Here is an 18,129-nt window from a genome sequence, read left to right as displayed (position 1 = left end):
TATCCTTGCCGCGATGCGCGACGGGTTCAGCTCCGCGGACGACGCGCGCGTCCGTCTGGAGCAGGTCGGCTACCTCGCCGACGAGGCGACCGCACTGGTCAGCTACCTAGCCGTGCGGCTCGGCAAGCCGGTGCTGGTGGAGGGGCCGGCGGGTGTCGGCAAGACCGAACTGTCGAAGGCGCTCGCTCGCGCCACCGGCCGTCGCCTGATCCGCCTCCAGTGTTACGAAGGGCTCGATGAGGCGAAGGCCCTCTACGAGTGGAACTACCGCAAGCAGCTGCTGCGGATCCAGACGGAGTCCAAAGACAGCGGCTGGGAGCAGGTGCGCGACGACATCTTCGGTGAGGAGTTCCTGCTCGCGCGCCCGCTGCTGTCTGCGATCCGCGCCGAGGAGCCAGTGGTGCTGCTGATCGACGAGATCGACAAGACCGACCAGGAGTTCGAGGCCATGCTGCTCGAGATCCTCTCGGACTTCCAGGTCTCGATCCCCGAACTCGGCGTGGTCGAGGCGCGCACGCGTCCGCTTGTCGTCCTGACTTCGAACGACTCGCGGGAGCTCACCGAGGCCCTCAAGCGCCGCTGTCTTTACCTGTGGCTCGACTATCCGAGCGTTGAGCGCGAGCTCGAGATCGTGCGTCTGCACGAACCCGACCTCGACGAGCGGGTCGCGCGCAAGCTCGTCGAAATCGTGCAGATGGTTCGTCAGCTGGACCTCAAGAAGCCGCCGTCGATCGCCGAGTCGATCGACTGGGCGCGGGCGCTGGTGCTGCTGGGAGCGGCCGACATCGACCGTGCGCTGCTGGAGCGCACGCTCTCGATCATCCTCAAGCATCGTGCCGATCTCGACGTGGTGGCGGAGCGCATCGGCATGAAGTTGCCGGAGCTCGGCCCTCGCGAGGCGGGCGCCGGAGCGGGATGAGCGAGCGGCGCCGCGGTACCCCGTACGGGCGCCGCGAAACCGCGCCCGGCGGTCCGGGGATGACCGCCCGACTGGTCGAGCTCTGTGACGAGCTGCGCGCGGAGGGCGTGGCGGTCGGGACGTCGGAGATGCTCGACGCGATCGCTGCGCTCGATGCCGTGAGCTGGCGAGACCGCGCGACCTTCCGCGAGGCGCTGGCGGCCACACTCGCCAAGTCGCGCGCCGATCGCCATATCTTCGACCAGGTTTTCGAGCGCTTTTTCTTCCGGGCGGTCGAGCGCGAGGCGGTCGAGCGGGGGCTGCGCGAGCAGCCGCTGGCCGACAGCACCGCACCGGAACTCGACGTCGACGCCCTGCGCGAGCGCGTACTCGAGGCGATTGCCAGCGGATCGGAATCCGAGCTGCGCGACCTCGCGCGACTCGCCGTGGCCGCCTTCGGGCGCGCCGGCGAGGGTTCCGGCGTTGTGGGCGTCGACGTCCAGCGGATCCGCCGCGCGCTCGGTCTGCGCGCCAATCAGCAGCTGCCCGCAGGACAGTCCCCCGAACTACTTGGAAGGGAGGGGCTGCGACGCTTCGAGCAGCTTCTGCGCCGTGAGCTCGAACGTCGCGCAGTGGAGCGGACCGGCGCGCTGCCGCCGAAGCGTCCGCTCCGCGACTTCGACCGTGCGCTTCCCAGCACCCCGACTCAGGACCTCGGCCAGGTGCAGCGCGTGGTCGCTCAACTCAAGCGACGGCTAGCCACCGAGGGCCGCAGCGCACGCGGCCGCCGCCGCTCGGCGATGGTCGACCTGCGTCGCACTCTGCGCGCATCGTTGGAGACGGGGGGCGTGCCGATGACCGTGCGCACCCGCCCGCGCCGGCCGCGCCGACCGAGCATCTATGTGCTTTGCGACGTTTCGACGAGCGTCACGTCGGCGAGCGTCTTTTTCCTTTCGGTGCTGCACGCCCTCCACGATCAGTTCCGCAAGCTGCGGTCGTTCGTGTTCGTCGAGCGGATCTCGGAGGTCACTGACGTCTTCGCACGGGAGCGTTCCTTCGCCGAGATTTCGCGCCGCATCGCGAGCGACGCGGGGGTCGCCGACGTCTCCGGCTACACCGACTACGGCCGGGTATGGCTGGAGTTCCATGACACGGTCGTCGACGATCTCGATCCCCGTTCGACGGTGATCGTGCTGGGCGACGCGCGCACCAACGGCCGCGACCCGCACGAGCTGGCGTTCGCACGGATCACCGCCGCCGCCGGGCGCACTTTCTGGATCAACCCCGAGCCGCGCCTCTACTGGAACTATGGGGATTCGGTGATGGGTGTTTACGAGCCGCACTGCGACGGCGTTTTCGAGTGCTGGACGACGCGTCAGCTGGAGTCGTTCGTGCGTGCGGTGACCGAAGTGCGCCCGGGCGCGGTTCGCTGAGCCGGTGGCCAGTTCGGCAGCGGTCGTACTCGCTGGAGTGGTGCGCCGCTTCGCGCCGGTCCGGCGCGGCGCACCGCCACTGCGAGCACTCGACGGCCTCGACCTCGTCGTCCGACAGCGCGAAGTGGTCGCCGTGGTCGGGCCTTCGGGTTGCGGCAAGTCGACCTTGTTGGAGATTGTCGCCGGTCTGCAAGAGCCCGACGATGGAACGGTCACAACGAACGGCGCGCGCGAGCCAGGGGCGCGGCGCGCCGCCTGCTCCTACATGCCGCAACGCGATCTACTGTTGCCGTGGCGCGACGCGCTCGGCAATGCGGCGCTCGCGCTCGAGTGCCAGGGTCTCGGCCGCGGCGCCGCTCGCCAACGGGCGCGCCCGCTCTTCGAGCGTTTCGGTTTAGGCGAGTTCGAGCGCGCGTATCCGGCGGAGCTGTCGGGCGGGATGCGTCAACGTGTGGCGTTCCTGCGGGCGCTTCTCACCGGGCGTCCCCTGCTCTTGTTGGACGAGCCGTTCGCGGCCCTCGATGCGCTCACGCGCGCCGCGATGCAGGAATGGTTGGCGGCAGCCTTGGCGCGCGAGCAGCGGACGGTTCTGCTGGTCACGCACGACGTGGAGGAGGCACTGTTCTTGGCCGACCGCGTGGTGGTCTTGTCGTCGCGCCCGGGCCGCGTGGTGGCGGAGCTCGATGTGCCCTTTCCGCGCCCGCGGCGTCGGCGCGAGCTCGTCACGGAAGCGAAGTTCGGCGAACTCGAGGCCCGCGCGTTGGAGGCTTTGGGACGGTGAGGACCCGCGCTCTCGCGCTGCTCGTTGTCGCCGCCTTCATCGGGCTGTGGCAGCTCGTCGCCTCGCTTCCGGGGGTCGACAATCTGACGCTGGCGTCGCCGGTCGAGACGGTCCGAGCGCTGCGCCACGACCGTTCACTGCTGTTAGCGGAAGCCGGGGTGACGCTCGTAGAGGTGCTGCTCGGGCTTGTCGTGTCGGTGACCGCAGCGCTCGCTTGCGCCCTTGCGATGCACCTGTGGCGGCCGTTGCGCGATGCGGTCTACCCGCTTTTGGTCGCCTCGCAGGCGATTCCCTTGGTGGTGCTCGCGCCGATCTTCGTGCTCGCTTTCGATTACGGGATCGGTCCGAAGCTGGCGATCGTCGCACTGATCTGTTTCTTTCCGATCACCGTCAACCTGCTCGATGGGCTGCGGTCGGTCGATCCCGAGTTGCTGAAGCTGATGCGCACGCTCGGGGCCGGGCGTTTGCGCACGCTCATTCGCGTGGAGCTGCCGTGGGCGCTGCCGTACTTCTTCAGTGGCTTGCGGGTGGCGGCGTCGGTGGCGGTGATCGGTGCCGTGTTCGGTGAGTGGGCGGGAGCCGATCGCGGCCTTGGCCGGCTCGTCCTTCTCGCCAACAATCAGCTAGAAACAGCGCGCGTGTACGCGGGAGTCGTGATCTTGGCGGCGATGGCGGTCGGCCTGTTCGCCGGTGTGGCGCTGCTCGAGCGCCTCGCCTGCCCGTGGCGTCGGCGGGGGGCGACGCAGTGACCGGGGCAGCGGTGACCGGGCGCTGGCGCGCGCTGCTCGGGCTCCTGCTGGTCGCCGCCGTCCTCGTCGGCTGCGGCGAGAAGCGGGAGCGGCTGACGCCAGCGGGCGAGCGCACCGTGCGAGTGATGCTCGACTGGTTCCCGAACGCCGACCATGCGCCGATCTACGCGGCCGAGGCGGCCGGCTACTTCCGCCAGGCTGGGCTACGCGTGGAGCTGCGCACACCTTCGGATCCGGCGGCGCCGATCCGCGCCGTTGCGGCCGGGCGGGTGGACCTCGCGGTCTCCTACGAGCCGGAGGTCTTCCGCGCCCTCGATCAGGGGCTGCGCGTGCGCTCGGTGGCGGCGCTTGTGCAGCGGCCACTGACGTCGATCCTCTGGCTGGAGCGCTCGGGTATACGCAGCGTTCGCGACCTCGCAGGGAAGCGGGTGGGCTACGCGGGCATCGATTACCAGCGCGCTTACCTGGAGGCAATCCTCGCGGAGGCCGGTGTCGATCCGTCGCGGGTGCGCGTCCGCAACGTTGGTTTCGGCCTCGCACCCGCGCTTTTGACCGGCAAGGTGGACGCGGTGATCGGGGCTTTTTGGAACTACGAGGCTGTGCAGCTGCGCCTCGAGCGCCGCCGGCCGCAGGTCGTCCCGGTCGACCGAGCGGGCGTCCCGAGCTACGACGAGTTGGTGTTCGTGGCGAACGGCGACGCGCTCGACCGTGACCGGGCAAAGTTGCGTGCCTTCCTGGCGGCGGTCGCGCGTGGCGAGCGACTGGTTCGCCGGCGACCCGATTTCGCCGTCACCGCACTGGTTCGTGCGAACCGCGATCTAGATCCGCGACTGCAACGCGCAGCGGTGCGCGCGACGCTCGCTGCTTTCGCACCCCCGCGCGGTCGCCCGTGGGGCTGGCAGGATCCGCGCTCCTGGCGCGAGTTCGGCGGTTGGCTGAAAACGCACGGCATCCTCCGCCGCGCGCCCGACCCCACCGAGGCCTACACCAACGAGCTCCTTGCCGGTGCGGGGTTGTAAGCAAGCGCTCGGGGTCCGGCAGCAGCGCCCCCGCGCATGCGCGGATCAGGAGCGTTCGAACTCGAGCGCCAACGAGTTGATGCAGTAGCGCTGGCCGGTTGGCGGCGGTCCGTCGGGGAAGACATGCCCGAGGTGTGATGAGCAGCGCGCGCAGCGAACCTCGGTGCGGATCATCCCGTAGCTTCGGTCCTCGCGATACTCGACCGCGCCCGGCTCGATCGGCTTGAAGAAACTCGGCCAACCGGTTCCGGAGTCGAACTTAGTCTCGGAACTGAAAAGGGGCGCTCGGCAGGCCGCGCACAAGTAGAGCCCGCGCTCCTTGTTGTGCAGCAGAGCACCGGTAAAGGGCGGCTCGGTACCAGCCTCGCGAAGGATGTGGTAACGCTCGGGAGGCAGCTCCCGACGCCACTCCTCCTCGCTTTTCTCCACCCGACCACCGCTTCCAGACACGGTGCGGGCGTCCGGTCCGGCGCTCGGGTCATCACTACGGTCTTTCGCTCGGCCCTCGCTCACTTTGGTGAACCTCCCTCCGCGCTTGCTAGCGAAGGTTACCAGGAGTGCGAGCCGTTCAGCGCCACTACCGGCACGCTCGGCCGCAGCAACCCGGCCCAGGCGGCACGTGCCAGCGCCGTGCCGGCAAGCCCGCGCCAGGGGGCGAACGGCGCGAAGAACTCGCGCACCTCGCCTTCGCTCGCTCGGCGACCAAGGCCGCCCAGCACGCCAACCAGCTTGAGGTAGGCGAGGTCCGCGGCCGGTAGCGAGTCGGCGTCGCCGAGTCCCTCGAGCGCGACCTTCTCGACCGTCCAACGGCCGATCCCCGGGATCGCGAGCAGCCGCCGCGCAATCCGCTCGTCGCTCGCCCAGCGCGCGCGCAACGCGCGGCCGCCGGCGGTCGCGCCGCCCTCCAAACAGAGCACCGCAGCCGCCGCGCGGCGCAGAGCAAGGGCCCGACCAGCCGACAACCCGCAAGCCTCGAGTTCGGCCGGCGCGGCCGCGGCGAGCGCCTGCGGCGCGGGACCGTCGCCGCCGCGCCCGCCCGCTGTCCGCGCCCCGAAGCGCGCAACCAGCCGCCTTTGGATTGCGGCCGCGCGACCAGCCTCGATGAGCTGCTCGCAAATCGCAAAGGCAAGCGCCTCGAACGGTCGGGCGGCACGCCTTGGGAGCAGCAGCCAGGGCGCGCTGCGTACGATCGGCCGTAGCAGGGGATGGCGTGCAAGCTCCTTGGCCACCGCGGGCAGATCGACGTCGAGGGCGAGCGCGAAGCGCGCATCCTCGAGTGCCGTAAGGCGCTGCTCATGATCGCCGTTTCGCGCCCGCAGCCGTACGCCCCGGCGGGTCATCAGAACCTCCACGTCGATCGTGGCGCCCGCGACCCGCAACGCGCGCACAGCACCGCCCGGCCGACGGGCCCAGGTTCCGCATCCGAACAGCGGCGGCAGGCGCCAACCGCGCGGTGGAACGACAAGCGCCTCGGTCATGGCGCGCCCAGCATCCTCGAGCACAAGCTCTACGCGCGGGCGCGGCCGTCGACTGCCGCCAGCCACCACCGTTCAGCGCTCGCGCAGAAAGTGGATATCAACGAGGAACGAGCGGCTCGCCGCGATCTCCACGCGCCGCTGCCGGCGCCGCGCGCGGCGCCGGGTGACCAAGCCGAACACGCGCCACGGGACGCGCAGCGAGCGGACCAGAACGAACGCCGCAACCCCGAGCAAAAAGCCTCCCGCGGCGGCGGCTACCGCGACCGGTGCCGGCAAGCCCGCGCGCTCGACATCGATCGGACGGACGTCGGCAACAGCGGGTAACGCCTCCCCCACGACCACCGGCGCCTCGACGGGCAAGCTGCCGTCCGCCGACTGCGAAGCGCGCTCGCCGTGATCGCTCACGTGCGGCAGTCTAGTGGCGAGCATGGACGCGCTAGCTGGGGGAGCCGTCGAGGCCCCCACCACCGGCCAGCACGCGCCGGTACACCCGCCAACGCTTGACCACTCGACCGCCCAGCGCGTCGAGGGCGCGGTTCATCGAGCTGTTCGTCTCGAGGATCCAGCTGGCCTCACCGCGGCCGATGCCGGTGCGTTCGGACGAGCGGTAAAGCGCCGCATAGAGCCCCGCCGCAACACCAGTGTGCTGCCACGCCGGCTTGACACCAAGGAAACCTACGCGCACGCGGTCACAGAGGCGTCGCCGTCGCAAGTAGTGCACGAAGCCGAAGGGCAAGAGACGACCGTTCATGCGCCGCAGCACGCGGTTGACGTCGGGAACCGTGATCGCCACCCCCACCGGTTCGCCCTCGCGACTTTCGGCCAGCATGAACCAGTCACGGTCGAAGGTCAGTTGCAGCTCGAACCACAGCTGGCGCAGGTCGTGCTCGTCGTAGGGCACGAATCCCCAATTGCGACGCCAAGCCTGGTTGTAGATGTCGCCGAAAGCGCGAAGGTCTCGCCACAACGTGCGGCGTGACATCGGCCGGATACGGACGCCGTAGCGGGGCTCCAGTTGCTCGGCGACGCGCCAGATGATCGGACGGACCTTCTGCCGCTCCTCGATCCGCAACTCCCAGCTGAGCAGGTCCATGGCCTTCTCGAAGCCGAGCTCTTCAAGCAAGCGCGCGTAGTACGGAGGGTGCCACGGTTGCCGCACGAGCGGCTCGCGATCGAACCCTTCGACGAGGATTCCGCCTTCGTCGTTGAGGGTGAAGTCCATCGGCCCGACCATCGCTTCGCGGCCACGCGCCCGCAGCCAGCCAGCGGCGGCGTCGAGCAGCGCCCGCGCAACTTCGACATCGTCCTCCAGCTCGAGGAAGCCGAACATCCCCCAGCGGTTGCGGTGGAACTCGCAGAAGCGGTAGTCGATGTGCGCGCTGATGCGGCCCACCACCCGTCCGTTGCGGTAAGCGAGCAAGTACTCGGCTTCGCCGCGGCGGAAGAACGCGTTGGTGCGCCGGCCCAGGTGCAGGTACCGCTCGAGCCGCAGCGGGGGCACCCACTGCGGCTCGTTAGCATGCAGCCGGTACGGCAGCTCGACGAACGAGCGCAGCTCGCGGACGCCTCGTACGGGGCGGACTTCGACGGACACCGCGCCGCACTTTATGCAAGCCGCGATCGACCTATTCGAGAAGGCTCGCAGGCACGAACGCCTGGCTCAGTTGCGCGCCGCGCGCGAACACGACCTCGTGCCGTTCTTCCGTCAGCTCGAGGGGGAAGCCGGCCCCGTCGTGCGGATGGAAGGCCGCGAACGGGTCATGCTCGGTTCCAACAACTACCTCGGGTTGACCGGCGACGAGCGCGTAAAGCGCGCGGCGCGGGAGGCGCTCGAGCGGTACGGCACAGGTCTCACCGGCTCGCGTTTCCTCAACGGCACGCTGCCGCTGCACATCGAGCTCGAGCAGCAGCTCGCGGAGTGGATGGGCTGCGAAGACGCCCTCGTCTTCACCGCTGGGTACCTGGCGAACGTCGGCACCATCGCGACGCTCTGCCAGCCAGGCGACACGATCGTCTGCGACTCCGGTGATCACGCGTCGATCCTCGACGCCTGCGCGATGTCGCGGGCCAAGCTGCGGCCTTTCCGCCACAACCGGGTCGACAAGTTGGCGGGCGTGCTGGAGCGAGCGGCGGGCGACGGCGGCGGCGTGTTGGTGGTCGTCGACGGTGTCTTCTCGATGGAGGGCGACCTTGCTCCGCTCGACCGCATCAGTGAGCTTGCACGGGCGCACGGAGCACGCCTGATGGTCGATGAGGCGCACGGAGTCGGCGTGCTCGGGGCTCGCGGTGCCGGTGCCTGCGAGGCGTTCGCGGTCGAATCGGCGGTCGACCTGCGCATGGGCACTTTCTCCAAGTCGCTGGCCTCCTGCGGCGGCTTCGTCGCCGGGCCGGCTGACGTCATCGAGTTCCTGCGCATTCAGTCGCGCGCCTTCATGTTCACGGCGGCGGCCGTGCCGGCCGCGATCGGGGCGGCGCTCGGTGCCCTGCGGATCATTCGCTCGCCTGAGGGCCGTGAGCTGATGGACCGGGTGCTGGCGAACGCCCGCTACCTCCACCGCGGGCTTGCCGAGCTTGGTTACCAGGTCAACGAGCCCAGCCGCTTGCCCGACGGCAGCGAACTGGTGACGCCGATCGTGCCGGTCGTGGTCGGCGACGATTGGCGTGCCGCGCTCCTTTGGAAGGCGCTCTATGACGCTGGTGTGTACGTCAACGTCGCGCTCTATCCAGCCGTTCCGCGCGGGCACGCGCTGCTGCGGACGAGCGTCATGGCCACGCACACGCGCGAGCACCTGGACCGCGCGCTCGCGGCTTTCGAGCGCGTGCGTGACGCCGTACCCGAAAGCCCGCCAGTGACCGCCGCCAGCGCTACAGGCGATGGATCTTGAAGAGATTGGTGCCGCCGGCCTTCCCCGGCGGTAAGCCGGCGGTGATACCGATCTGCTCGCCGGGTCGCGCGAAGCCGGCTTCGAGCGCGGCTCGCGCCGACGACTCGATGAGGTCGATGGTCTCCCGCGGTTCGTCGTGCAAGCGCGGATGTACGCCCCACAAAAAGTTGCAGCGCCGGACCACCTCGATGCGCGGGGCGAGCGCCAACACCGGCACGCGCGGTCGGTAAGCGGAGATCAGGCGCGCCGTAGCGCCCGTCTGGGTGGGCGAGACGATTGCCCGCAGCCCCAGCTGGTAGGCGGCTCCGACGGCACCGAAGGCGATCGCGTGGTACTGGTCGGCGGCCCGCGGCCCGCGCTCGGTAAGCCAGCGCCCGTACGGCAACTCCGGCTCCGTCGCCTCCGCGATCGCCGCCATCATCGCCACCGCCTCGACTGGGTGCTTGCCGATCGCCGTCTCCTCCGACAGCATCACCGCGTCGGTACCGTCGAAGATCGCGTTCGCGACGTCCGCCACTTCGGCCCGGGTCGGTCGCGTCGAGTGCACCATCGACTCCAACATCTGGGTCGCGGTGATCGACGGCTTCGCCTTCTTGCCAGCGAGCGCCAGCAATCGCTTCTGAACGAGCGGGACTTCCTCGATCGGCAGCTCGATCCCGAGGTCGCCGCGGGCGATCATGATGCCGTCGGCGGCCTCGATGATCTCCTCGGCGTTGCGCGCCGCCTGCGGTTTTTCGATCTTGGCGATGAGCGGAATGTCGGAGCCGCGTTCACCGAGCTCGCGACGCACCTGCTCGACGTCCTCGCGCCGTCGCACGAACGACACCGCCAGTGCATCGAAGCCCAGCTCGACGGCGTGCGCAAGCAGCTGCACGTCCTCTTCCGAGAGCGCCGGCAGCGCGGTGGTCACGTTCGGCAGGTTGAGTCCCTGTCGGGAGGCGACCGGTCCGCCGACCTCGACGTTGGCCACCACCTCCCCATTGCGAACCCCGCTGACGCGCAGGCGCACCGTGCCATCCGCCAGGTAGCAGACATCGCCGGGCTCGAGCACCTCTGCGAGCCCTGGCCAGTCAACCGACAGGCGCTCGCTGGTGCCGAGCACGGGGCGTGGTGTGAGGATCACGGTGGTGCCGCGTGCGAGCTCGGCCACGCCACCGGCGACCGGACCGACCCGCAGCTTCGGACCCGGAAGATCGCCGAGCAGAGCGACCTCGCGCCCGGCGCGCGCGGCCGCCTCGCGCACCGCGGCTGCCATGCGCGCGTGATCCTCCGGCTGACCGTGCGCGAAGTTGATGCGCGCAACGTCCATGCCCGCTCGAACCATCCGCTCGAGCGTCTCCAGGCCGCTGCTAGCCGGCCCGATGGTGGCGACGATCTTGGTTGCTCGCACAGCGCCGCCGAGCCTAACCGCAGCGTCGGGACTTGCCCCGCGTCGGCGCCTGCTCGAAAAGCTCGCTGTTTGCGGGTGAGTCGCGCGGAACCCCATTGACGCTGGCCGCTCGAGCGGTTTTATTTGGCGCCGGCCGCGAGAAACGCCGCGCAGCCCTCTCGCGCGGCGGGGACGAGACGCGCACGAGCCGTACCACCGGTCGGCGGGCCGCCGACTAGGTGTTGATCAGTGCGTTCTCGCCTGTTCGCGTGCCTACAGGACCGGCGGGAAAAGAAAGCGATGCGGGGAGGACGGATGGAGAGAGGTTCCGCGGGGTTGGCCGATCGTGAGCGCTCTGCCGACCGCGAACAGCCGCTACGGGCGCTGCAACACGCCAACCGCATTCGCAGCGCCCGTGCCCGCATGAAGCGAGCGATCGCGCGGGGCGAGCTGTCGGTGGCGGAGGTGCTCGTGGAGTGCCCCGAACACGTCAAGACGATGGCGATCGCGGACCTCTTGATGTGCCAGCGTCGGTGGGGAGAGACGCGCTGCCGCCGGCTGCTAGAAACGGTCGGTATCTCCGAGCGTCGGCCGGTCGGCAGCCTCACGCAAAGACAGCGCCTCGTCGTCGCCGCGATGCTCGAGTGGCGGGAGCGGCTCGGTCAGTCCGAGCCGTCGCTGGCCCCCGTGGCACGGCAACCGTTCCTCCGCCTCCCGGGCGAGGTGCCGAGCGCTGTCGGCGGTCGCTACGGAGCTATCCCCTGCTAGGGCGGGGTCCACTAGCGAAGGCGCGGGCGGGCGCCGCGGCCGTCCGCTAACGGAAGCGGAGCCCGCCCGAGCGCCGTACGAACAACCTTTGAAAGAGCCAAAAACAGACGGCGAAGACGGCCGCCGCCAATAGTCCGAGCTGCCAAAGGCGGAGTGTGAGACCGGCTGTGAGCAGCGCCGTCGCTACCACCAGTGCACACAGCCCGGCAAGCAGCGTTGTGTGCGAGCGGAAGCCGGCGAGATGCTCCCTGAGCGCAACCTCCAAGCCGCCGAGAGCGGCCAGCACCAGTCCCGCCGCCATCCGCCGCTCGCCGCCGTTCTCCCAGTCCACGAACGCCCACACCGCCAGCACCAAGCCAGCCAACACCAACAACTCCGAGAGCGGTAGCGGCGCCCAAGGCGGACGCGGCCGCTCTCGCGGCTGCTCCCGGGGCCGCGAATCCGACGCTCGCGACCCCTCCACGCGAGCACGCCTGCGCGCCCGTCTACCCAACTATCGAGGGGACAGTTCGGCGCCGACCGGCGCCTCGGCTAACGGACAGCCAGACGACACCTTTACCCGCCACCAGCCGAGCGCGAGCCCCAACAGACCGAGACGCGGCACGACTCGGTAGCGGGTGCAGCCAGGCTCACCGCAGTCGCGGTTGGTCACCAAGGCTCCGGGGCACGACGCTGGGTCTTCGAACATCCGTCGCCGCAGCTCGCGCATCTGGCGCTCGCGCTCGTGGCTTTCGTCGAGCGCACGCTCTAGCTCGAGCACGCGTCGTATCAGCTCGTCTCGCGTGCGCTCGAGTTCCGCGACGCTTGCCAGGCGGGGCCCACGGCCCCGGGCTTGCGGCACCGCCAGCTCCGCGAGCAGCTCGGCACGCGGCCAAGCGGCCGCCACGAGCGCCGCGTGTCGCCTCTCGAGACGCGCGATTTGACGCTCGAGATCGGCGCGTACTTGGCGGCCACCCGCGGCATCCGTACTGCCAACCCGGATGCGGCGCGACCGCTCGGTGGATGGCGAGGCTAATGCAGCCATCTTCCCCCACGGCGAATTTACCAGCGTCGCGGCGGCCGGGCGCCAGTTCGCCGGCGGTAGGGCGCATGCGGTGCGCTGCCGAACTCCCCTAGCTCTCGCCAGCGATCGTTTCCGCAGCGATCCAGAGGGCCTCTTCGACGGCTAACAGGGGGACGCCAGGCACCCGGATCGCGCACAACTCGACCATCTGCGTCTGCTCGTCGACCTCGGCATCGGCGGCGATCTGTCCGAACAGGACGGCGAGCGGACGGCCGCCGCTCGCGAGTACCAGGGTGCCCGGGTCGAGCGCGATCGAGCGCTCGCGGGTGGTCAGTCGCTCGCCTGCCTTGGCCTCCCGCAGCTCCAGCTCGGCGGCGATCGGGCGGGCGTCCAACGCGATCAGAGCGACGCCCGTCTCGAGCATCGCGATCGCGAGCGCGTCGGCCACCAGCCCGCGCGAGGGGATCCCACCCGCGAGCAGGCGTTCGAGCACGAGCTGCTCAACCGGCGTGCGGTCGACGTCAGGGTCGATCCCGATCTTGCGGAAAAAGAGCCGGTAAGCGAACGGCACGCCCTGGCTGCGCATCGCCAGCGCGCGAGCGCCGTTTAGCCGCTCGCCCAGGTAGTGCAAACGCGCGCGCACACTGTCCGGCGTGCGGTGATCGACGACTGGCACCGTCAAGTGGCGGACCGCGACGCCGGGTAGAGCCTCGGCGATCGCCTCGTCGACGTTACCCCAGCGCGCCGCGGGCATCGCTAGCAATCACCTGTGGGGAGCGGACGCCCTGGCAGCGAGACGGTTCGCGGCGGTCGCGAGATCGTCGGGAGCTACCAGCCCGAACAGGGAGCGCCGGACGCGTCCCCCCTTTTCGATCAGCACGGTCGTTGGACAAACGCCGACGCGATAGGCGTTCGTGATCGCACCGTCGCGGTCGAGAGCCACCGGCAACCGCCAGCGCCGGGCCTTGGCTATCGCGCGTGCTTCCCCGCGCTCCTTGCGCGTGAAGTACACGACGGCGAAACGCACCCGAGGTAGCCCGCGAGCGACCTGCTCGAGACGATCCACAAAGGGCAGACACTCGGCGCCGCGGTCGAACACGAAGGCCAGCACCAGCGGGCGATCGCGCCAGAGGTCGCAGGCGTTGACGACGCCCGCACCGCGCACCTCGCAGGCCGGTGTGCGGCCGGCCCGGCGGGGGCACGGTCGCCGCACGCAGATGTTCGCGTCGCCGCTCAGCGAACCCCGCACCTCAGGGGCGGCGAACGGCGGAGCCTGCGATCCGGGATCCGGCCCGAGCAAGCCGCGCCCGCGGTTCGGAAGCGTGGACGTGACGAACAACACACCGAGGCCCGCCAACATCAGGATCGCCACGAGCCACGACCAACGCGAACGCGGGTACTCGAAGGCTGGCCGCCGTTGTTCGGGCTCCGGATGGGTGCGGTCCCGCTCGGCGAGGCGCTCGCCCGGTGAGCGACGATCCAGCTGCGAAGAGTCGCCGCCGTTCATCGCAAGCTCCCAACCGGCAACGCCTCACCGGCGTCGAGCTCTCGCTGCCGAGCCCGCTCCTGCCGCTCTTCCAGCCGCACGAGCAAAGCCGGCAGGAACACGACCACTCCCGCGAGGGAGAGCGCTAGGTCGATGACCGTCAACAGGCCGAAGGAGCGGAGCATCACGATGTCGGAAGTCGCCAGAACGAGGAAGCCCGCGATCGTCGTGACCGCTGATACGAGCACTGCCCGTCCAGTCGACGCGTAGGTCAGTGCGAGCGCCTTCTCGACTCCCACGCCGGCGCGCCGTTCGTCGCGATAGCGGGCGCACAGCAGTACGGCGAACTCCGTTGTGATCGCGACCACGAGTACCGCGAGCGTCGCCGACAGCGGGTTCAGCTCGATCCCGAGCGGTCCGGGCAAGCGGTGCAACAAGAACGTCACCGCCCCCGACCACCCGGCTGCCAGCGCGACCGGCACGAGCGGCACCACCGCCTGCCGCCGCGAGCGTGTCGCGGCGAGCAACACGAGCCACGCCATCGCCAAAGCGAATGCGAGCGTCGCGAGCCGACCGAGTGGCGAGGCGAGCGTGCCGGCGGCATCCGCCGCGAGCGCAACCGTGCCGACTACGTGCGCCTCGACACCCCTCGGGGGGTCGAGATGGGCACGAATCTCGTCGACCAACTGCCGCTGACGTTCGAGCGGCAAAGCGGCGATCCCGAACGATGCGACTGCCAGCCCCCGCCGCTGGTCGACGACCCCTTGAAGCAGATAGGGCGGTACCTGCGCGAGGAGCTGGCGCGCCTGCGCAGCACTGGTCACTCCGGCCGCGCCGAGCAGCTCGGAGTAGGAGGGGCCGGGGCAAACTGGCGCGTCGCCGTGGCCGGTGCCGCAGCGACGGCCCGGCCGCCAGCCGGCGTCGCGCAAGATCCGCTCGCGGGTCGACTCCATCCAACGCAGGAGAGCGGGGTCGGTGAGATCACGGGTCTTCACGAGCACGTCGACCTGGCCGGCGAAGCCGCTTTCGCGTTGGATGTCGAGGGCCGCTCGCACCGATGGGAGGTCGCGCGGCAAAAGGCGTGAAAGATCCGACTCGACGGGCACGGTGAGACCGAGCACAAGGCCCGCCGCGCCGACTGCTACGCCAACCCGCAGCACGCGGCCTGGCCGAAGCAGCGCGGCGTCGAAGGCGCGTGCAGATGCTGACTCCAAGGGCCGACCGGCGACCACCGCCAGCCTCCGCAGCGGCGCCCAGTGACCCGCGCGTCGCTCACGTCCTTCGACTGGCGGCTGCGCAGCGTCGCCCCCGACTAGCGCGGGGAGCGCGAGCAGGGCAGCGGCGAGCGCCAGCAGCGTCCCCAAGATCAAGAGGGCACCGAAGGTACGGACTACCGGCAGTGGTGAAGCCAAGAGAGCGACGAAGCCAGCGGCTGTCGCGAAGCCAGCGGCGAGCAGGGCGGGAGCGGAGCGGGCAGCTAGTTCCCGCAGCGCGGCGTCAGCCCGCCGGCGCCGTGCGAGCGCCTCAGTGAGGCGCGCACGGACTTGCACGGCGTAGTCGACGGCGAGCCCCACCAGTACCGGCAGCACGGCGAGCGCCGCCAGCGTTAGCTTCCCGCCCAACGCCGCCAGCACACCGAAGGTGGCGCCGGCTGCAGCGAGCGCTGAGGCGAGCGGCAATAGTCGCGCTCGCCCGCGTTGCATGGCGAGCAGAACGAGCCCCATCACCAGCGTGGCGACCACCAGCAGGCGCGCGAGCGCGCCGGCGAGCGTATCCGTGAGATCGGCGACGATCGCCGGGACACCAGTGACCTCGTAGCGCGCGCCGTAGCGCGTGCGGAACTGCGGCGCAGCGACCGCCTCGCGCACCAGCGCGACAGCACGCCGCCGCTGAGCGTCGGTCAGCTCCGGGCGCAGGCGCATTTGGATCAGCGCCAACCGCGAGGACGGGAAGAGATAAGAGAACCGTGCCTTCGGCGTGCCGGCAGGTCTGCCCGGCTCGAAAACGATCGCTGCGACGAAGTTGGGGTCGGCGATCGAAGGCGCACCAGTAAGCCCGTAACGCAGAGCTAAGCGCAGGATCTCCGATGTAAAGCGCGCGAGCTCAGCGCGCTCCGCTTCCTTTGCCGCCTGCTCTTGCACGGCTGGTGGTTGCCCCGCGAGCTGCGCGCGTCGGCGCGCCGTCGACGCCGCCCGACGAGCGCTCGCCAGCGCCTCCTCACGCCGTCGCGCGAGCTCGTCGGAAAGGCGTATCGCCGCGGTGTTGATGAAGGTCGCCGGTCCGTAGACGATCCGCGCGGGGCGCAGGCGGGCAAGTTCACGACAGACGCGCGGCAGTGTTCGAAGCCCCTGTTCGGGAACCCGTCCACCCAGGCACCCTTCGAGCCTCAGGACGCGCGCGAGGTCGGCAGTCAAGAGCGTGCGCTGTAGGTCCCCCCGCACAGCGACGACGATCGCGTCGTCCCCGAAGGCGCGCGCCTGCAAGCGCGTCTCGCGCCAGGTCGTCGAGCCGCGCGCAACCAGGTCGCCGAGGCTCGCAGTTGGCTCCAGGCGGACAGCCGCCAGCACCGCCAACAGCAGCGCAACAACGGCGACCGCGATCGCCGGTCGCCGCGAGCCGGCTAGCGCCGGCAACTTAGCCGCGAGCAGGGCACGCACCCGCTCCATCCCGAATCAAGCCTACGGCAGGGTGAGCGCGCCGGTCGCGGCTCGCACACGCGCTCGAAGATCCCCCACCGCCCCCTACCAGCCAACGCCTCAGGGGAGGCGCTCGAGCTGCGCATAGCGGGTGTTGCTCCCGACCAGAGATCCGAGCGGCGCCTGTTCCCGGCAGACGGGCGCAGGGGGCACCTCCCCTGACTGAGCCTTGCCTGCGTAAGCGATCTGGCGCAAGCGGTCGAGCAGCGGCTGCGGCGTGCTCGGAGAAAGCGTGGGCACGGCGTTCCCCGGTTGGCACAGGTACGAGCCGAATACCCGCAGGCCGCCTTGGACGACGTCGAGCAGCGAGCCCGGCAGCGGATACGGGTTCGAGCGGTTGGTAGCCAGGCGCTTGGGGTAGGCGGTCAAGTTCTCCGGGTTGAGCGGGTTGGTAACCCGCAGGTAGTGGACCGCGCGCCCGAGGATCGCCGACGGCTCGGAGGCTTGCGTGACCGCGACGTCGTTGGCGAAGAACGCTGCGATCTCCCGCCGGTACAGCGACAGGTACTCGATGATCGGGATGAAGCTGCGCATGAACGGGTCGATTCCCGCCAACAGCGGCCGGGTGTCGTCGAGTACGCGCTGGACCGCTGGCAACCCTTGCCGCGAGACTCGGATCAAGGGGTCCAAATCGACCAAGAGAGCCTTGAGGTCGGGTGACAACGCGCCGAGCTCGCGGAAGGTCGGGGAGATCTCGCGGGCCGCTGGCCGCAACTGCGTGACCAGCGGATTGGTGTCGCGGGCGAAGCGGCTGAGGCGCTCGACGGTTACGCGCGACTCGTCAAGGAAGGTGGGGAACGCCCGGATCGCCTCCTCGAGCTGGCGATCCCGGCGGGCGGTGGTCGCGAACACGCGATTGGAGTTTGTGACGAGCCCTCGCAGCTGACCGGAGCGCTCGCTGAGCGCCTCGAACACCGCTCCCGTATCGCGCACCAGACCCCGCGTTGCGGCCTCTTCTCGACGCAGGATCGCCAGCACCTCGTCGGTCTTGTCGGCGAAGGGAGCGAGGCTGGCTAGCGCCGTGTTGATGTCGCCGCCGCGGCGCTCGACCGCCCGGCCCTGCTGGTCCAACCACACTTGAAGCGCTCGGCGCGTGCGCGGATCGAGGGTGCGCAGGATCTCATCGAGCTCGACGGTCGGCGCTACCTGCCCGCGGGGCAAGCGCCCGCCGTCGGGCACGAAACCGGCGGAGCGGTGCCCGGGCGTGAGCTCGACGTAGGTTTCTCCCATCAGCGTCTTTTGGCGCAGAATCGCTCGCGCGTCGCGAGGAATCGGTGCGAAGCGCGGCTCGATTTCGATCGTCGTGTCGGTAAGTCCGGTGCGGGGATCGGGCTCCTTGCTCTTCACGCGACCGACGCGCACGCCAGAGATCCGCACCTCCGCCTCCTCCACCAACTGGGTCGCTTCGGGGAAGGCGACGTGCACGCGGTAACCCTTGGGTCGCAACGGCAGCTCGCCGCCGAAAGAAACCCACAGGAACAACAGGATCCCGAAGCAGGAGAGCGCGAAGCCGAACATCACCAGGATGCGACCGATGCTCGGGGCTTGCTTGATCACCGCATAC

General features: G+C 69.9%; 18 protein-coding genes. 7 read left to right on the top strand and 11 right to left on the bottom strand.

All coding sequences use genetic code 11. The features are described from left to right. Window positions 1-13 precede the first annotated feature (13 nt). The 5 genes from BLW41_RS05085 to BLW41_RS05065 are packed head-to-tail and all read left to right on the top strand — an operon-like array spanning window position 14 to window position 4,880. A complete protein-coding gene (locus BLW41_RS05085; protein ID WP_093116793.1) occupies window positions 14-919 on the top strand; it encodes an AAA family ATPase in 906 nt (301 codons plus the stop codon). Further along, complete coding sequence (locus BLW41_RS05080) at window positions 916-2,331, top strand: VWA domain-containing protein (protein ID WP_093116791.1); 1,416 nt, start codon at window positions 916-918, stop codon at window positions 2,329-2,331. Before BLW41_RS05085 ends, BLW41_RS05080 begins: the two co-directional genes overlap by 4 nt. Window positions 2,332-2,335: 4 nt before the next feature. Continuing rightward, a complete protein-coding gene (locus tag BLW41_RS05075) occupies window positions 2,336-3,112 on the top strand; it encodes an ABC transporter ATP-binding protein (RefSeq protein ID WP_093116790.1) in 777 nt (258 codons plus the stop codon). Then, window positions 3,109-3,861: an ABC transporter permease gene (locus tag BLW41_RS05070; RefSeq protein ID WP_093116788.1), complete on the top strand. Its 753-nt coding sequence runs from the start codon at window positions 3,109-3,111 to the stop codon at window positions 3,859-3,861. The genes BLW41_RS05075 and BLW41_RS05070 overlap by 4 nt, the downstream gene beginning before the upstream one ends. Beyond that, a complete protein-coding gene (locus tag BLW41_RS05065) occupies window positions 3,858-4,880 on the top strand; it encodes an ABC transporter substrate-binding protein (RefSeq protein ID WP_143038593.1) in 1,023 nt (340 codons plus the stop codon). The genes BLW41_RS05070 and BLW41_RS05065 overlap by 4 nt, the downstream gene beginning before the upstream one ends. 45 nt (window positions 4,881-4,925) lie before the next feature. Here the strand turns inward: BLW41_RS05065 and msrB are convergent, their stop codons facing one another. From msrB to BLW41_RS05045, 4 genes are all read right to left on the bottom strand, one after another. After that, window positions 4,926-5,330, bottom strand: coding sequence for a peptide-methionine (R)-S-oxide reductase MsrB (gene msrB / locus BLW41_RS05060; RefSeq protein ID WP_093116784.1), 405 nt, complete (start codon window positions 5,328-5,330; stop codon window positions 4,926-4,928). Between the two features lie 98 nt (window positions 5,331-5,428). Beyond that, complete coding sequence (locus BLW41_RS05055) at window positions 5,429-6,358, bottom strand: DNA-3-methyladenine glycosylase family protein (protein WP_143038592.1); 930 nt, start codon at window positions 6,356-6,358, stop codon at window positions 5,429-5,431. 72 nt (window positions 6,359-6,430) lie between these two features. Next, window positions 6,431-6,763 carry a hypothetical protein gene (locus BLW41_RS05050; protein WP_093116780.1) on the bottom strand — a complete coding sequence of 111 codons (333 nt, stop codon included), beginning with the start codon at window positions 6,761-6,763 and terminating at the stop codon, window positions 6,431-6,433. A 31-nt stretch (window positions 6,764-6,794) separates the two neighbouring features. Beyond that, window positions 6,795-7,952, bottom strand: coding sequence for a GNAT family N-acetyltransferase (locus BLW41_RS05045; protein ID WP_093116778.1), 1,158 nt, complete (start codon window positions 7,950-7,952; stop codon window positions 6,795-6,797). 13 nt (window positions 7,953-7,965) lie between these two features. Here BLW41_RS05045 and BLW41_RS05040 point away from each other — a divergent pair, with 13 nt between their 5' ends. Further along, the gene (locus BLW41_RS05040; RefSeq protein ID WP_093116776.1) at window positions 7,966-9,243 is read left to right on the top strand and encodes an aminotransferase class I/II-fold pyridoxal phosphate-dependent enzyme; all 1,278 of its coding nucleotides are present in this window, start codon (window positions 7,966-7,968) and stop codon (window positions 9,241-9,243) included. On the opposite strand, the gene pyk is transcribed toward BLW41_RS05040, so the two are convergent. Continuing rightward, window positions 9,224-10,633, bottom strand: coding sequence for a pyruvate kinase (gene pyk / locus BLW41_RS05035; RefSeq protein WP_218138259.1), 1,410 nt, complete (start codon window positions 10,631-10,633; stop codon window positions 9,224-9,226). The genes BLW41_RS05040 and pyk overlap by 20 nt on opposite strands. Before the next feature lie 315 nt (window positions 10,634-10,948). Here pyk and BLW41_RS05030 point away from each other — a divergent pair, with 315 nt between their 5' ends. Continuing rightward, entirely contained in the window at window positions 10,949-11,380 is a 432-nt protein-coding gene (locus BLW41_RS05030) for a hypothetical protein (protein ID WP_093116772.1), read from the top strand. Between the two features lie 46 nt (window positions 11,381-11,426). Here BLW41_RS05030 and BLW41_RS05025 read toward each other — a convergent pair whose 3' ends face one another. The 6 genes from BLW41_RS05025 to BLW41_RS05000 form a co-directional block, all read right to left on the bottom strand. After that, window positions 11,427-11,747: a hypothetical protein gene (locus BLW41_RS05025; protein ID WP_143038591.1), complete on the bottom strand. Its 321-nt coding sequence runs from the start codon at window positions 11,745-11,747 to the stop codon at window positions 11,427-11,429. A 126-nt stretch (window positions 11,748-11,873) separates the two neighbouring features. After that, window positions 11,874-12,404 carry a hypothetical protein gene (locus tag BLW41_RS05020; protein ID WP_143038590.1) on the bottom strand — a complete coding sequence of 177 codons (531 nt, stop codon included), beginning with the start codon at window positions 12,402-12,404 and terminating at the stop codon, window positions 11,874-11,876. Window positions 12,405-12,492: 88 nt separating this feature from the next. Then, window positions 12,493-13,137, bottom strand: a complete 645-nt coding sequence (locus tag BLW41_RS05015; RefSeq protein ID WP_143038589.1) for a B3/B4 domain-containing protein — start codon at window positions 13,135-13,137, stop codon at window positions 12,493-12,495. Window positions 13,138-13,146: 9 nt separating this feature from the next. Further along, complete coding sequence (locus BLW41_RS05010) at window positions 13,147-13,890, bottom strand: TlpA family protein disulfide reductase (RefSeq protein ID WP_093116765.1); 744 nt, start codon at window positions 13,888-13,890, stop codon at window positions 13,147-13,149. Then, window positions 13,887-16,535, bottom strand: a complete 2,649-nt coding sequence (locus tag BLW41_RS05005) for an MMPL family transporter (protein WP_093116763.1) — start codon at window positions 16,533-16,535, stop codon at window positions 13,887-13,889. The genes BLW41_RS05010 and BLW41_RS05005 overlap by 4 nt, the downstream gene beginning before the upstream one ends. Before the next feature lie 90 nt (window positions 16,536-16,625). Beyond that, on the bottom strand, window positions 16,626-18,122 hold the full coding sequence (locus tag BLW41_RS05000) for an MCE family protein (RefSeq protein ID WP_093116761.1): 1,497 nt from the start codon (window positions 18,120-18,122) through the stop codon (window positions 16,626-16,628). Window positions 18,123-18,129: the final 7 nt, after the last annotated feature.

This window comes from Thermoleophilum album, from assembly GCF_900108055.1.
GTDB classification, from domain to species: domain Bacteria; phylum Actinomycetota; class Thermoleophilia; order Solirubrobacterales; family Thermoleophilaceae; genus Thermoleophilum; species Thermoleophilum album.
The sequence above is the reverse complement of the archived record's forward strand: the minus strand, read 5'-3'. Positions and strand labels throughout refer to the sequence as shown.

Coding starts and splice junctions, on each gene's coding strand:
- BLW41_RS05085 (WP_093116793.1), top strand. CDS start 14: ATGCGCGACGGGTTCAGCTCCGCGGACGACGCGCGCGTCCGTCTGGAG.
- BLW41_RS05080 (WP_093116791.1), top strand. CDS start 916: ATGAGCGAGCGGCGCCGCGGTACCCCGTACGGGCGCCGCGAAACCGCG.
- BLW41_RS05055 (WP_143038592.1), bottom strand. CDS start 6,358: ATGACCGAGGCGCTTGTCGTTCCACCGCGCGGTTGGCGCCTGCCGCCG.
- BLW41_RS05040 (WP_093116776.1), top strand. CDS start 7,966: ATGCAAGCCGCGATCGACCTATTCGAGAAGGCTCGCAGGCACGAACGC.
- BLW41_RS05020 (WP_143038590.1), bottom strand. CDS start 12,404: ATGGCTGCATTAGCCTCGCCATCCACCGAGCGGTCGCGCCGCATCCGG.
- BLW41_RS05015 (WP_143038589.1), bottom strand. CDS start 13,137: ATGCCCGCGGCGCGCTGGGGTAACGTCGACGAGGCGATCGCCGAGGCT.
- BLW41_RS05010 (WP_093116765.1), bottom strand. CDS start 13,890: ATGAACGGCGGCGACTCTTCGCAGCTGGATCGTCGCTCACCGGGCGAG.
- BLW41_RS05005 (WP_093116763.1), bottom strand. CDS start 16,535: ATGGAGCGGGTGCGTGCCCTGCTCGCGGCTAAGTTGCCGGCGCTAGCC.